This is a genomic window from Nostoc sp. UCD121 (assembly GCF_014222285.1).
Classification (GTDB): Bacteria; Cyanobacteriota; Cyanobacteriia; order Cyanobacteriales; family Nostocaceae; genus Nostoc.
The window spans coordinates 12,616-25,718 of sequence record NZ_JACKZS010000048.1; the positions used below are offsets into that span (position 1 = coordinate 12,616).

Consider the following 13,103-nt stretch of genomic DNA (forward strand, 5'->3'; position numbering starts at 1 on the left):
ATAGTCATTTGTCATTTGTCATTAGCCGTTGGTTATTTATAAACCACTAAGGAATAAGGACTAGGGACAAATGACTAATTGTTTAAAGAACTTGCGATCGCATCCAAGCTAAGGGCAAGGTGCGTAACTTTTTCCACTGGGGAACGAAAGCCCGCCGACTGAACACATCATAATCGTTGCGTTCAATCACCTCCAAAATCTGACCGTACAGCATTGATGCTGCCCATACAGGCCAACGGGCATCGGATGCTAAATAAGTTATTCCCTGGTTTGACGTGGTATAGAATTGGCGGGCCCGTTCAATTTGAAAGCGCATCAGCGCCCGCCAGCGATCATCTACCACACCTTTGAAGAAGTCTTGCTCGGTGTAGTTGAATTTTTCCAAGTCCTCAAGGGGGATGTAGATTCGCCCCCGTTTGGCATCTTCTCCCACATCCCGCAGGATGTTGGTGAGTTGATTGGCAATTCCCAGAGCGATCGCTTCTTCTGTGGGAAGATATGGTTGTTTGTTCTGATGCCACGGAGCGGTGTACATGGTGCTATCCACACCCATGACTTGTGTTGACATTAAGCCAACAGTACCAGCAACGCGGTAACAGTAGAGGTATAAGTCCTCAAAGGTTTCATAACGACTGCGATATAAGTCCATGCGCTGACCGGCAATCATATCCCGAAAGGGCTGAATGTCCATCGGAAAGCGCTGGAGGGTATCAGCTAAAGCGACATCGTAATTTTCTAATGGTTGTCCCGCAAAAATCGATTCCAGCTGCTGTTCCCATAGGTCTAGGGTTTCTGGCGTGGTAATAGCAGATGCGGGCCCATCCACCAATTCATCTGTACGGCGACACCAAGCGTAAATTGACCAAATAGATTGACGTTTTACCGGACTCATGAGCAAAGTACCCAGGTAAAAAGTCTTGGCATACTTTGCTGTGAGATGTCGGCAAAGTTTGTATGACTCGTCTACAGAGACCAGCGTTTTCATGCGCGGGGGGGAATCAGGCAGTTGCAGCATTCGTTGCGGGCGGTCGGGTGAGCGTTTGCAGGTTTGAGGAATTTGCTACCGGGAGAGCCTCAGAAATTGCCTGCGCTGTCAGCTTACCAGAAAGTACGGCACCTTCCATACTGCCTAAGTAGCGTTGCATAGTATAACTTCCGGCGAGATAGAAGTTGGCAATGGGCGTAACTTGTGCGGGACGGTACTGTTGGCGGCCAGGGGTCGCTTTGTAAACTGAACGCGGCGTTTTCACCACATGAGATTTCAGCAATGTTGCTGGATTGTCTCCCCCAAAGTGGTCGGGGAAAAGTTTTTCCAATTCAGCAAGCGTTGCAGACACAATTTCCTCATCGGATTTGGCAATCCAATCTTTTGCCGGAGCTAGAACTAATTCCAGCATTGAGCGATTGGGGTTGGCGTATTCACGGCAGGTATTGCTCATATCAGCATAAACGCTTAGGAGGGGCGATCGCGAAAAAAGTAGGTGATCAATTTCTGTAAGTTTTCGGTCAAACCACAGATGCAGGTTAATCACTGGTACTCCTTCCAAACCTTCTAGCTTCTTGAAAAACTCCATCAGCTTCCAAGGTTTAGGCAACATGACTTTCAAAGGATCGACTGATATGGCAGATACATACGCATCAGCCGTAACAACTTCATCTTCTGCGCCATTTAACCCTCGAATCAAGTATCCCTTCACCGTGCCATCAGCATTGAGCAAAATTTCTTTCAAGGGCGCATTCAACCGCACTTCTCCACCCCGTTCTGTGATGTAATCTACGATTGGGCTGCATAGACGTTCTGTGGGAGAACCATCTAAAAATGCAATCTTGGAACCATATCGTTCTTGCAGAAAACGATTTAGTGCAGTTAAGAGAATCGTTGCGGAAACTTCATCAGGATTGATAAAGGTGAGTGCTTTACATGCGGCGATAAAAACGTCACTAGTTACCCGCTCGTCAACACCTTGCCTTTTCAACCATTCTAAGAAGCTATATTTGTCCATCTCTTCAACATACTTCTGACCACGAACCACTGCGGGAAGGAGGCCAACTGCAAATCGAATCTTCTGCTCCCAAGTCAACATGTCTTTGTTGCGAAGAATCGATGCAATGACGTTGAAAGGAGATGGAATATCTGGAACATCAAAACGTGAGAGTGTTCCAGGCTTGTCTGGTTGATTAAAAATCAGTGTATGTTCTTTCCACTGGAGTCTATCTTCAATGCCCAACTCCTTGAGCATTTGGAGCATATTCGGATATGCCCCAAAGAAGGCGTGTAACCCGGTTTCGTACCAGTCGCCGTCAGAGTCTTTCCACGCCGCAACCAGACCACCCAGTACGTCCCGGCTTTCCAAGACAATGGGAGTATGACCTGCGTCCGTGAGATATTTCGCGCAGGAAAGTCCTGCTAGACCAGCACCCGCGATCGCTACTCGCATTTAACCCTAATGCCCTTCAATATTTCTTAATGGTTTTGTCGATTCTCATTATACGTTGCAATCTGTTACATTTGACGGTTGTTGTGCGATCGCTTCCCCAAAAAAGTTTTGCCCAAGGGGATTTTCCTTACATCCACCTGCCTAACAAAATTACCAAAACCATTATTAACAATAGGTTTTGGCGAATATTTTATCTAAATTTACGTGTAGGAAATTTCGGGAAATAAAAGTAATTCTTTTGACTTAAAATATCTAATATCACAAGTAGTTGATTTCTTTTGAAATCTGTGTATCTAATCTGAGAAAATATCTATTGTACTGGTTATAGACTGCTATTAAAAAACTCAGTTAGGTAAAAAATTATGAGTGGATCGCAGGAGTTAAAACGCTTTGGACATCACCTGATTCTAGGGATTTCTGGCACTACATTAAGCGATGACGATAAACGCGCACTCAGTGAATTAAAGCCGATTGGGGTGATATTTTTTGCTAAGAACTTTTTGGATGGCACTCCCTATCAAGCTTGGCTAGAAAGCTTCAAGGATTTAAACAGCCAGATACGAGAATATGCTGAACGTGATTCGATGTTTATAACTCTGGATCATGAAGGAGGCCGTGTCATTCGCACACCATTGCCGATTACGCGATTTCCTCATGCATTGTTGCTGCGATCGCACGCCCGCGAAGTAGCAAAAGCCACAGCTACAGAACTAAAATCATTGGGAATAAATTTATCCTGGGCTCCTGTAGCAGATGTTTTTTCCCATCCCCACAACCCTGTCATCGGGCCTCGTGCCTTCGGTAACACTCCCGAAATCGCTGCAAAATATTCCCGTGACTACTACTTTGGACTTCAAGAGTCAGGAATTTTGGGATGCGCCAAACACTTCCCCGGACATGGAGACACCAGCAAAGACTCTCACATTGAGCTACCAATACTAAATTTAACTTTAGAAGACCTGCGACTCCGAGAACTCATACCTTTCAAAGCTCTAATCGAAGTACAGATACCTTTGATTATGACTGTCCATATATTATTTCCCAGAATAGATCCTGATGTGCCAGCAACCCTTTCCCAGGCTATCCTCAAAACCATACTCCGAGAGGAACTTGGCTTTAAAGGAGTAGTTGTATCTGACGACTTGGATATGAAAGCGATTTCAGATATGTTTATGAAAGCTGGTACTGTGGCGCGATCGCTTAATGCAGGCTGCGATCTGTTTATTGTCTCGCGCAATATCAATTCATCATCTCTTGAAAGAACCTATCAGATTGCTGAAGATTTCGTTGATTCCCTCAGCAACGGTAGCTTAGACGAATCAGTAGTTGAAGCAGCCAGAGAAAGAATCGATAAACTACTGGCAGTAACACCGCAATATCCCGTAGAAATTTTGAATAAAGATATACTATTGCAACATGCTCAATTAGCGATCGCTAGTTCCTATTCATAACCCTCTTTTGTCAGAGTGGGAGAATCCAATCGCCCAAACGGTTACAGGGCTTTAATTTCCACGTTTTGTCTATAAATTTTAGTTTCTGTTAGAAAATAAAGCCTCAAACCTTGATGAAATAAAACTTTCAGAATCAGGCTGAGATTATTGTTTTCCGAGAGTGACAAAACAGGGATAACCTAATGTGCATTCAAGTTGCATATTAGTAATTACCAACAGGCTAACAAAGATTGCAATTTTTAATTCTTAATTTTTAATTCTTTAGTGGGTGGTATAGGGGTCGAACCTATTTCTGCGAGTTAAAAGCCCGCTGCACAGCCGGTATGCCAACCACCCTAGTTAATTTGAATAAGAAATGAGCAAGTGCGATCGGATATTTTTTATATCACAAGCCTATCAACACCAACACTAGTAGTCTGTCAAGAAATAATTGACAAATAAATTTTCTGTAGAGACGGCGATTTATCGCGTCTCTCCAAACGTCAATCAAAATGGGTTTGACAGACCACTAGATATAAATCCACCAGGGAGGTACTGCCCCTCCTATTTCTGTGTTATCAGCACAGCGCCTCGCTTTTCGGCTCCAGGTGGAAAAGAGGAAGATGGAGGAATCGTAGCTTGCTTCCCGTAGGGTACCCCTACAGTTGCCCATACCCTGGTTTTCAAGACCAGTTGCTGTCCATTCAGCGGCATCTTCCATTGAGGGGTGTCTGACGGGACTTGAACCCGCTTTGACTGGTTCCACAAACCAGCGCCTCGACCACTTTGGCTTCAGACACCATCAGTGGAATTAATGGGAATTGAACCCATAACCTCCTGCTTGCAAGGCAGGCGCTCTAGCCATTTGAGCTATGACCCCATATTTGGTGGATACTGGTCGGAATTGAACCGACATTTTTCTAACAGCCAGTTAGACGCTTTACCAATTAAGCTACAGACCCATAAGGCGGGAGTGGTAGGACTTGAACCCACAACTTTCGAGGTAGAAGCTCGAAGCTCTATTCCATTGAGCTACACTCCCAATATTTGGTAGTCCTGGCAGGAATTGAACCTGCAACCTCTTGCTTGTAAGGCACTTGCTCTACCGTTGAAGCTACAGGGGCAAAAATCAAAGAATATCAATCACATCTAAAGCTTGGAATATTGTTTTTTCGCCCAATAACCTCTAGGCGGTTTTTCAATTCCGTAAGCTTTACACCATTTTTCCACCGCCTTATCACTTACACCAAAATCTTTTGCTATTTGAGAAGTTGGTTTAGTCCAAATCATTTTTTCTAGTTTTTCTTTAGAAGGTCTTACAGTTCGTCTAGAGGCTAATTTAGAACATTGCTGAGAACAGTAAGTATCTTGATCTGGGCTAGTTAGTAATTTGCCACAGTACGAGCAAGTTCCGTGTGCAAATTGACAACTATAAATGCCATTTCCATTGTTAATAAGTTGTCTTAGTACTAATGGTATTTTGTGCCAGCGATCGCGACTTTCTGAATTATCAAACACTAAGACGCTGATGAAACGTTCGTTAACCTCAATCTCATTTATTGATTCCGCCAATTTTAACTTTCGCTCTAAATCTTTGTGAGCCTTGCCTGCATGGTTATCGGTCAAAGCGTGACAGTTAGGACATAATAATAGGAGATTTTCCAATCTATTGTCATATCGATCTCCATTGATATGATGAAGCTCTAAAGGAATAGTACTATCAAGCCAAGTATCAGTGTGACACGACTCACACTTTGGAACTTTAATACCATCCCTAAGAAGCTTGAGTTTCAAACTATGCGTCTGAATAGTTGACCCTTTGTAACAGTAATCACTTGCTGGCTTTAGCCTATTTGATTTGCGTCCTCTTCCACCTTGATTTCCTTTATAGACAATGTTCAATTTAGCTAGATAAAAATCTAAAGTAAGAGGTTTGCAATTTAATTGACGACAAATAAAAGCTTTAGAACGATGATCATCAATCCATTGCCTAATTTGTGCTTCTTTTTTTAGGATGTCATTTCTTCTCATACCCCCATACTATGTCATACGTTATTTAATTTTATTTAATAAGTATGCCCTTAATTTTATGTTGGATGCAGGAGTTGGGGTTGAACCAACCTCTCCTTGATTCAGAGTCAAGGCGACTTGCCAATCGTCCATCTTGCAATGAATGGCTGCCTCAGTAGGACTCGAACCTACAACCGCGCGGTTAACAGCCGCTTGCTCTACCATTGAGCTATGAAGCAACGAAGCCCCCCAGGTCGGAATCGAACCGACGACCTCCTGTTCTTCAGACAGGCGCTAACTACCAACTGAGCTACCGGGGGATAAGAAGGAGAGATGATGACGAGAGCGGAGGGAATCGAACCCTCAAATCTACCCTTCGGGAAGCAAGCTACAGTTTCGTAGACTGAGATGTTATCCAGTTACACCACACTCTCAAAACGGAGAGAACAGGATTTGAACCTGCGACGGGTATTAACTACCCGTTTCCTCTTAGCAGGAGGACGCTTTTAGCCACTCAGCCACCTCTCCATAGTGGGTCGAGCAGGATTTGTAGCTTGCTTCCCGTTCGCGGAGCGTCCCGAAGGGAAGGGTACCTGCGTGCAAAAAGAACAGTTTTACAGACTGTCGCCTTCAGCCAGACTCGGCCACCGACCCATAAATCATTCCCTCGACGAGAATTGAACTCGCATCTGTGTTTTGAAAGAACACTGACTTAACCATTCGTCCACGAGGACATAATTGACTGAATTTTAGATTTTAAATTTTAGATTTGGGATTAAATTTTTTAATCTAAAATTAGCAATCTAAAATCCAAAATTGTCTGACACAGGGACTAGGATTTGAACCTAGAACATCCGATTTGGAGTCACGAGGTGTTGCCGTTACACCATCCCTGCATTTGGTGGCAGTGGTGGGACTTGAACCCGCATATACCAGGTTATGAGCCAGGGGCTTTACCATTAAGCTACACTGCGATCGCACCAGAGGTCAGAGCGGGATTTGAACCCGCGCTAATCGGTTTTGCAGACCAACGCCTTCAACCACTTGGCTACCTGACCATTTGGGAGTCCCGACGAGATTCGCACTCGCAATCTTCAGCTTGAGAGGCTGACGGCTTAAACTATTCGCCTACAGGACTACAACCAGGGTGACGGGACTTGAACCCGCAACATTTCCGCAGACAACGGAACGCTCTAGCCAGTTGAGCTACACCCCGATTTTTTTGAATCTGTGCCTAAATTTTTAGGTTTTTAGGCAGATGTTTTTGTTGGTGAACTTGCCCATTTCTTATTTAGTTTTCAAGGTTCAGAAAGTTTACTTTTTACTGTTAGGAAAACAACCGAAACTCTAGGTAGCAAGCCTGTTGTGTATTACGGATGTATTCTGTGGTTTTGCTAAGTGCAAACTTAAAACTTTTTTGGTTGATTGCCTCTACTTCAGATGGTTTACAAGTAGAAGCAGCTTCCTTGACTGAGGACTCTGGTTGATTCCAGCGCCTCTGTTTGAGTTGTATGTAGAACATGACTTTGACCCTTGCGAAGCTTTGTCTTTCGCCTCACTACAAATATACTACAAAATACTACAAGAAGTGTCAAGGGGTTTTAGAAAGTTTTTTTGAGATTGTCTAGAAAAGCTTCTGCGCTTAGATTTCAACTTACTCACACCTCTTAAAACCAAAACTACAGCTTATGATTGGTTGATCTTTAAAAGCCTGACGTGACAAACAACTACCTCAAGCGACAAAAGATAATTAGTTTTGTCGCGATCGCCTCTACGATTACAGCTTGTAGTATTGCCCCTGGTACTTCCCCAAAATTGGGGCTAAACCAGCCAATCAGCAAAAGCCATGCAGCAGAAGTTCAAAATCCAGCAAAGGGACTTAATGAACTACCGCCATCACTTAAAGTAGAAAACCTTACATTTACAGTTCCAACTAAATTTCAAGGAAAAACAGTTTATAAGGTTCAACTGAGCAGCAACGAAAAGGTTATTGCTCTAGGCATTGATGATGGGCCTTGGCCAAAAACAACCCTGGAAATGCTGGATATTCTCAAGCAAAATGATGTTAAAGTGACATTCTTTTGGGTAGGACAAGCCTTACAAGCAAATCCCGACCTAGCTAAACAAGTGGTTGCCGAGGGACACGCCATTGGCAACCATACTTGGCATCATTGGTATCGGCGAATGGATGAAGCCACAGCTAAGAGTGAAATCGATCGCACATCTGACCTGATATACAAAACTACAGGGGTAAAAACTGCTCTGTTTCGTCCTCCTGGAGGCTTTTTAAATAATGGACTAGCCGCTTATGCGAAAAGCCAGAAAGATGCTGTCATTATGTGGTCGCTAACTTCAGCTGATACTGACCCTCACGCCAAACCGCAAGCATTTGTAAATAATGTCTTGAAAGGCGCTAAACCAGGTTCTATTGTTTTGATGCATGACGGTGGTGGCGATCGCCACAGAACAGTAGAAGCTTTGCCACAAATCATCAGTGGACTCAAACAACAAGGCTATCGATTTGTGACAATTCCCGAACTGCTACAAATGGCGCAATAAAGGGTGAGAATTTCTCACCCTACTATTTCGTTTATTCGCTCATGACAGAAGCACAAGCTTGAGCTTCCTGCCAAAGTTTGTGCAAAAAGAACTCAGCGCGATCGCTCATAGTGGTGAAAAACACACCTACAGCATCCTTAGAACTATCTGATAGCCAAGAACCTTGCAGAGTGACTTCCATATATTGGGTATCAGAGGCACACAGAGCAATAATTTCTCTGTCATCTCTTTTTACCTCAGCCTTAAGCACTTCTACTCCTGGCAAATCAATAGGGAGCAAAAAGGAAGCAGTACTAGGTTCAATGCACAAACTTTGCCCAACTCGCAGGGCCAAAATCACTCGCTGCGCTACCCATTCTTCTAGCGACAGAGTGAGACGTTCCAAATCAAAACTGCTTTCAGTGTAAGTTAATTTCAGCATTCCTTATGCTCTCCTGCTATTCCAGGCTTGCTTGCATATCTATCCAAAACTGTTCGGCAAAAGAAATCGCGGGGTGAATTGGCGCTTTTGGTTTGGTACGTAATTGCATACCAGATTCAAACAGGGTGCGATCGCCTTTACGGGAGTTACATCTCTCACAAGCTGTGACTACGTTATCCCAAGTGTGAGAACCGCCTCTTGAGCGCGGCATCACATGATCTAGTGTTAGATGCTTGCCGCTACCGCAATATTGGCAACTGTGATGATCTCGCCGTAAAACTTCCCGCCGATTCACTGGCGGAACTTTCCACATGCGCTCATTAGAAGTGATTGTTAAGCGAATATGTTTTGGTACATCAATTACCAAGTTGGGTGAGTGAACTCGCCATCCGCTTTCTGTGGTAAAACCTAACGGTTGAGCTTTGTTGGTTACTAACAGCACAATCGCCCGCTTGATATTGATCCGACACAGTGGCAAGTAATTTTGAGAAAACACCACCACAGATTGCTCTAACACTTGCATTGCGTTCGCGCCGCGCATTGTTTGCATAGCGGACGCACCAGAAGATATCGTCACAGCTTCACTCCTTATAAAAAAACCCCCGCTTCCTGTTTGGGTGAAGCGGGGGTTATAATTGACCGGAAAACTCTCTGGTCTCATATTGGTACAGCATTCCTTTGCCTGTACCCCCCGCTTTCTTTATCTAGTTGTGGTTTCGCAATCAACCCACTTATGCTGAGATGTCTAAAATCATAATTACCCTCTGTGATTTGCCCATAATTTCGGCTACCATCGCCCATAAATAAATACTCCACTTCCATAGCAGCTGATTCCCAACTGGCTCGGCAATTGGTAGGGCACAAAATTGAAGTAGATATGGGGAAAATGGATTTCACAGAAAATTTCACCTATTGAACATTCCTTTAAACATACTACACTTGTATTACTATCCTGTCTATACTTTTAAGGAGAAATAGTGATGCATACGATCGCTCGCACCCCAACCACCGATATGGAAGTTACCAGCATCCGCCTAGAGCGAGAACTCAAAGATAAGCTCAAAGAAATAGCTGGAAATCAGGGATATCAAGCTCTGATTCGAGATATTCTTTGGAATTATGTCCAACAGAAATCAGGTGAATGGAAGCCTCGATTTTCCCGAGCGGACATTCGAGCTAGCATCGCAGCCACAGCCCAGCAAGAAGAACGCTGTGTACTAACAGGTCAACTAATTCAACCCCAAGAACCAATGCTGTTAGGGCTGACGAGAAATGGCGATATGGTTCCTCTGAGTGTCGAGAGTTTGGCTGGATAGTCTTAATTCAGGTAATGCAGCCTAGTTATTTTATTTAGGGCTGACGTACAAGAGATGCTCCAACCCCCTTAAAAAGGGGGCTATTAAGATACCCCCTGTTTAAGGGAAACCAATTGCTCAACTTAGGGATACCCAAGTTGAGCAATTGGCGTTTTCTAGAGGGTAGTAGGGCTACGCAAACGAGGTTTCAGCTTTTCAGTACGTAAGTCTTATTACTGAATAATTGGGCTGTATTCAGAATTTAGCTTTATTTTCTCCAATGAGTAAAACTTATTGTTAAGATTTGTAGCTTAATTAAAGGAAATTCTGAGGGGATACGAATTTTATATTTTATATATATTATTTAAGATTTTTTGGTTCATTCCCCGCTCTGAGCTAAGAGAGTAGTCTGTCTCAATGCAAAATCCAAAATCCAAAATTGGTTTGACGCTCTAGCTTAGTTATATTTGATTGAAAGAAATACAGAGCAAAGGATAGCTGCTTAAAGGACTAAAATAAAAACAAAATTTTACAAAAATCTTAAAATCAATCCAGTGTTTTTACGGTCATGACTGGGGGATTTTCCTGAGATTCCAGAGAAATTACGGTTTATGTATACTTACAGACAGGATATTCTAAATCAAAGTTAGTTAATTATCTCAATATAAAGAAGATAAAGCAGCCAAAAATAATCAGGCTGGGTCATTTTAGAATATCCTAAGTATCTCACTAGCTATGTAGCAATTTGCTTTATATAGCAGCAACTTGGCCATCTGCCATAGAAAAGGGCTATAACAGGTGAGAGAAAGTATTCATATAAGATTTGTCAATTATCAAGGTGTCGCAACACAACTAACGGTGAAGAATATGCCAATGGGTTGGGTGCAAAAACAATGGATTTATTATCCGAGGGCGTGCCAAGAATGAAAAAGCCTTTATGGTCGCCGACACAGTACGTAGATGACATAGATCGACTACAAACTTACAAAGTCAAGCTGATGCAGCATCAGGAAGAAACTGCCCACCAGTTGGTACAAAAGATTAACCAAATCATTGCCAATACCTCAACTACGGCTTTGATGTTGCAAGATATTGCCCAATTGCTAGGAACTGCTTTTGGAGTAGATTGTTGCTGCTTAGTTTCAGTAACGGGTGAAACATCCGACGAAGCAAGTACTATGAATTGGTGTGCCGATCAATATTTGGGGTTGCCACATCCAGAAGAGATGTTTTCGATGGAACAATTGCTTATGCACTCGCCAGTGCTGCAATGTGCTGCTGAACCATTAACCATTGAAGATATTTCCATCATTCAGAAAAGTCTGGTAATTGGTTGTCAGTATTTACCCCTACCCATAAAAGCTGTTTTGGCAATTCCAACCAGGTTTGGTGGCAATAATAATGGGGTGATTAGTCTGATTAAATTCCAACCTTATGATTGGAGTGAATCAGAAAAACAACTGCTAAAAGAAGTAGAGTCTGCTTGTGCGATCGCTTTTTCTCAAGTGGCGCAAGCTAAACTAATTACTCATCAACAACAATATCTCCAAAAAGGCGATCAGTATCAAAGCTTGATCAAGCAATTAACATTATTGAATCGCAGCAACTTGGAGCTTAATCAAATGCTCCAGTTAGTTATCGCCTCTACTGCCGAATCTCTACAGGCAGATCGAGGTTTACTTATACTACTAAAATATACCGATCCACTATTTAGGACTCAAGCTAAAAAACAAATTCCGAAAGCGAAAGCTAGAGTGGTTGGTGAATGGGCTAAGGCAACACAAATTTCCCGCATTACTAAACCAGAAACCTTAGATCAGCAGTCTTTTTTGCTTTCGGAATGTGGTTTGTGCCAGCGTCCCTTCATAGATACTGGAAAAGCAGTAATCTTCGACAACTATGCAGAGCAAAATGATACCTCGGTAGCTGCTCCATTATTTGCAATCGAGCAATTGCCTGCCGTCTTATTAGTGCCGTTAGAAAGTCAAGGTAAAATCTTAGGATTTTTGGTGCTACAGCAAGCGACTACTCGCAGTTGGCAAGCAGCCGAATTAAATCTTGTGGAAATGGTTTGCGCTCAAGTAAGCAACGCCATAATTCAGTCACAAACATTGCGTCAAGTACAAACTTTGGTAGATGAGCGGACAGCGAAACTCCAGAGTAGTCTAGAACTCCAGGCAAAGTTGCATGAAAGAACCCGGCAATATGTTGAGCAACTGCGGAAACTCAATGAACTCAAAGATGAATTTTTGAGCAACATGAGCGATCGCTTGCGTTATCCTTTGACAAATATGCTGATGTCCATTCGGAACTTACGTTTGCCAGGAATCGCACCAGAGCGTCAAATTAGATACATGGATATCCTAGAGCAGGAATGCACAAAGGAAATCAACTTAATTAATGACTTGTTAACACTCCAGAAACTAGAGTCGCCTCACGAAGCTCCACAATTAGAATCTATAGATTTAAATACTAGAATTCAGGATATAGTAGTGGCTTTTGAGAAGAAACTCGCAGAGAAGGGATTAAAGATTTCTGTAGATTTACCAGAAGAATCGCTAAAACTGCAAACGGAACTGGAGAGTTTTGACCGCATCCTGCAAGAGTTGTTAACTAATGCCTGTAAATACTCGCAGCATGATACTACCGTCCATTTAGAAGCTGTTCACCGAGTCGATCAACAAATCGATCAAGTTATCATAAAGGTGACGAATACAGGACATGCCATCTCTCAAGAAGAAGCAACCTACATCTTTGACAAATTCCGTCGTGGAAAAGGGCGTTGGACTCCAGGGACTGGCTTGGGGCTTGCTCTAGTCAAGTCTTTAGTGCAGCATTTGAATGGAGCGATCGCAGTTGAAAGTCTCCCAATCTTGGATTCTGAACAGAGCGAAATTTGCTTCACCCTGACTCTGCCCCAATTTTCTGACGAAAGCAAACCATAATTCTG

Annotated in this window: 11 protein-coding genes and 17 tRNA genes; 4 read left to right on the forward strand and 24 right to left on the reverse strand. The window is 43.0% G+C overall.

Features of this window, described 5'->3' with window-relative positions:
* Nucleotides 1-82: 82 nt before the first annotated feature.
* Entirely contained in the window at nt 83-1,015 is a 933-nt protein-coding gene (gene crtB / locus GNF10_RS12760; RefSeq protein WP_185584492.1) for a 15-cis-phytoene synthase CrtB, read from the reverse strand.
* On the reverse strand, nt 999-2,438 hold the full coding sequence (gene pds / locus GNF10_RS12765; RefSeq protein ID WP_185584490.1) for a 15-cis-phytoene desaturase: 1,440 nt from the start codon (nt 2,436-2,438) through the stop codon (nt 999-1,001). The genes crtB and pds overlap by 17 nt, the downstream gene beginning before the upstream one ends.
* 362 nt (nt 2,439-2,800) lie before the next feature.
* Here pds and nagZ point away from each other — a divergent pair, with 362 nt between their 5' ends.
* Entirely contained in the window at nt 2,801-3,889 is a 1,089-nt protein-coding gene (nagZ, locus tag GNF10_RS12770; RefSeq protein ID WP_185584488.1) for a beta-N-acetylhexosaminidase, read from the forward strand.
* Between the two features lie 265 nt (nt 3,890-4,154).
* On the opposite strand, the gene GNF10_RS12775 is transcribed toward nagZ, so the two are convergent.
* From GNF10_RS12775 to GNF10_RS12870, 19 genes are all read right to left on the reverse strand, one after another.
* A tRNA-Lys gene (locus GNF10_RS12775) sits at nt 4,155-4,225 on the reverse strand.
* Between the two features lie 369 nt (nt 4,226-4,594).
* Nucleotides 4,595-4,668, reverse strand: a tRNA-His gene (locus GNF10_RS12785).
* 6 nt (nt 4,669-4,674) lie between these two features.
* Nucleotides 4,675-4,748, reverse strand: a tRNA-Ala gene (locus GNF10_RS12790).
* A gap of 5 nt (nt 4,749-4,753) precedes the next feature.
* Nucleotides 4,754-4,830: transfer RNA gene (locus tag GNF10_RS12795), tRNA-Ala, on the reverse strand.
* A gap of 6 nt (nt 4,831-4,836) precedes the next feature.
* Nucleotides 4,837-4,910, reverse strand: a tRNA-Arg gene (locus tag GNF10_RS12800).
* Between the two features lie 107 nt (nt 4,911-5,017).
* On the reverse strand, nt 5,018-5,899 hold the full coding sequence (locus GNF10_RS38525) for an HNH endonuclease signature motif containing protein (RefSeq protein WP_185584510.1): 882 nt from the start codon (nt 5,897-5,899) through the stop codon (nt 5,018-5,020).
* A gap of 62 nt (nt 5,900-5,961) precedes the next feature.
* Nucleotides 5,962-6,037 (reverse strand) — tRNA-Gln (locus GNF10_RS12810).
* 5 nt (nt 6,038-6,042) lie between these two features.
* Nucleotides 6,043-6,117: transfer RNA gene (locus tag GNF10_RS12815), tRNA-Asn, on the reverse strand.
* A gap of 6 nt (nt 6,118-6,123) precedes the next feature.
* Nucleotides 6,124-6,198: transfer RNA gene (locus GNF10_RS12820), tRNA-Phe, on the reverse strand.
* Nucleotides 6,199-6,218: 20 nt separating this feature from the next.
* Nucleotides 6,219-6,312, reverse strand: a tRNA-Arg gene (locus tag GNF10_RS12825).
* A gap of 4 nt (nt 6,313-6,316) precedes the next feature.
* A tRNA-Ser gene (locus tag GNF10_RS12830) sits at nt 6,317-6,406 on the reverse strand.
* Between the two features lie 4 nt (nt 6,407-6,410).
* Nucleotides 6,411-6,532 (reverse strand) — tRNA-Tyr (locus tag GNF10_RS12835).
* A gap of 8 nt (nt 6,533-6,540) precedes the next feature.
* Nucleotides 6,541-6,611 (reverse strand) — tRNA-Glu (locus tag GNF10_RS12840).
* A 91-nt stretch (nt 6,612-6,702) separates the two neighbouring features.
* A tRNA-Trp gene (locus GNF10_RS12845) sits at nt 6,703-6,774 on the reverse strand.
* A gap of 3 nt (nt 6,775-6,777) precedes the next feature.
* Nucleotides 6,778-6,852: transfer RNA gene (locus tag GNF10_RS12850), tRNA-Ile, on the reverse strand.
* Nucleotides 6,853-6,862: 10 nt separating this feature from the next.
* Nucleotides 6,863-6,936, reverse strand: a tRNA-Cys gene (locus tag GNF10_RS12855).
* Nucleotides 6,937-6,939: 3 nt separating this feature from the next.
* Nucleotides 6,940-7,016 (reverse strand) — tRNA-Glu (locus GNF10_RS12860).
* Nucleotides 7,017-7,020: 4 nt separating this feature from the next.
* Nucleotides 7,021-7,094: transfer RNA gene (locus tag GNF10_RS12865), tRNA-Asp, on the reverse strand.
* Between the two features lie 111 nt (nt 7,095-7,205).
* On the reverse strand, nt 7,206-7,400 hold the full coding sequence (locus GNF10_RS12870) for a hypothetical protein (RefSeq protein ID WP_185581360.1): 195 nt from the start codon (nt 7,398-7,400) through the stop codon (nt 7,206-7,208).
* 194 nt (nt 7,401-7,594) lie between these two features.
* Here GNF10_RS12870 and GNF10_RS12875 point away from each other — a divergent pair, with 194 nt between their 5' ends.
* The gene (locus tag GNF10_RS12875; protein ID WP_185581359.1) at nt 7,595-8,437 is read left to right on the forward strand and encodes a polysaccharide deacetylase family protein; all 843 of its coding nucleotides are present in this window, start codon (nt 7,595-7,597) and stop codon (nt 8,435-8,437) included.
* A gap of 31 nt (nt 8,438-8,468) precedes the next feature.
* Here GNF10_RS12875 and GNF10_RS12880 read toward each other — a convergent pair whose 3' ends face one another.
* The 3 genes from GNF10_RS12880 to GNF10_RS38530 form a co-directional block, all read right to left on the reverse strand.
* On the reverse strand, nt 8,469-8,858 hold the full coding sequence (locus GNF10_RS12880) for an alr0857 family protein (RefSeq protein ID WP_185581358.1): 390 nt from the start codon (nt 8,856-8,858) through the stop codon (nt 8,469-8,471).
* A 16-nt stretch (nt 8,859-8,874) separates the two neighbouring features.
* Nucleotides 8,875-9,381 carry an HNH endonuclease gene (locus GNF10_RS12885; protein WP_185581361.1) on the reverse strand — a complete coding sequence of 169 codons (507 nt, stop codon included), beginning with the start codon at nt 9,379-9,381 and terminating at the stop codon, nt 8,875-8,877.
* A gap of 134 nt (nt 9,382-9,515) precedes the next feature.
* Nucleotides 9,516-9,767, reverse strand: coding sequence for a hypothetical protein (locus GNF10_RS38530; protein ID WP_311774152.1), 252 nt, complete (start codon nt 9,765-9,767; stop codon nt 9,516-9,518).
* 71 nt (nt 9,768-9,838) lie between these two features.
* Between GNF10_RS38530 and GNF10_RS12890 the strand changes: the two genes are divergently transcribed.
* The gene (locus GNF10_RS12890) at nt 9,839-10,174 is read left to right on the forward strand and encodes a hypothetical protein (RefSeq protein ID WP_012409307.1); all 336 of its coding nucleotides are present in this window, start codon (nt 9,839-9,841) and stop codon (nt 10,172-10,174) included.
* Nucleotides 10,175-11,076: 902 nt separating this feature from the next.
* Complete coding sequence (locus GNF10_RS12895) at nt 11,077-13,098, forward strand: GAF domain-containing protein (protein WP_185584893.1); 2,022 nt, start codon at nt 11,077-11,079, stop codon at nt 13,096-13,098.
* The last annotated feature ends 5 nt before the right edge of the window (nt 13,099-13,103 follow it).